The sequence below is a fragment of the Clostridium senegalense JC122 genome (assembly GCF_000285575.1).
Classification (GTDB): domain Bacteria; phylum Bacillota; class Clostridia; order Clostridiales; family Clostridiaceae; genus Clostridium_J; species Clostridium_J senegalense.
In genome coordinates, this window is record NZ_CAEV01000151.1 from 1 (window position 1) to 341 (window position 341).

Genomic DNA, 341 nt, shown 5'->3' on the forward strand with positions numbered 1-341 from the left:
ATATCTATTTATGGACTTGTAATGCCAGTAGGTGGTGTAAGTTCTAAAATTCAAGCTGCTATGAAAGCAGGTGCTACAAAGATAATTATTCCTAAAGAAAACTGGCAAGAGGTATTTCTCCACATATTTTCTGCTAATTCTAAATCTATTTTGCATAAATAAAATTGCGTTTAAAGCTCCGATTGATGTTCCTGAAATTATATTAATATATTTATCTATTTCCAGTTCTTTCAAAGCTTTCCAAACTCCTATTTGATAAGCTCCTTTAGCACCACCACCAGCTAGAACCATACCTATTTTCAATAAAAAAATATAACCTCCTATATATAAATTTATACTAT

2 pseudogenes are annotated in these 341 nt (G+C 30.2%); one reads left to right on the top strand and one right to left on the bottom strand.

Annotated elements, in window-relative coordinates:
- A pseudogene (locus CSGHG_RS23820) lies at positions 1-117 on the top strand (S16 family serine protease); the annotation flags it as partial.
- Positions 118-123: 6 nt separating this feature from the next.
- Here the strand turns inward: CSGHG_RS23820 and CSGHG_RS23980 are convergent.
- Positions 124-291 (bottom strand): annotated as a pseudogene (locus CSGHG_RS23980) (patatin-like phospholipase family protein); the annotation flags it as partial.
- Positions 292-341 lie beyond the last annotated feature (50 nt).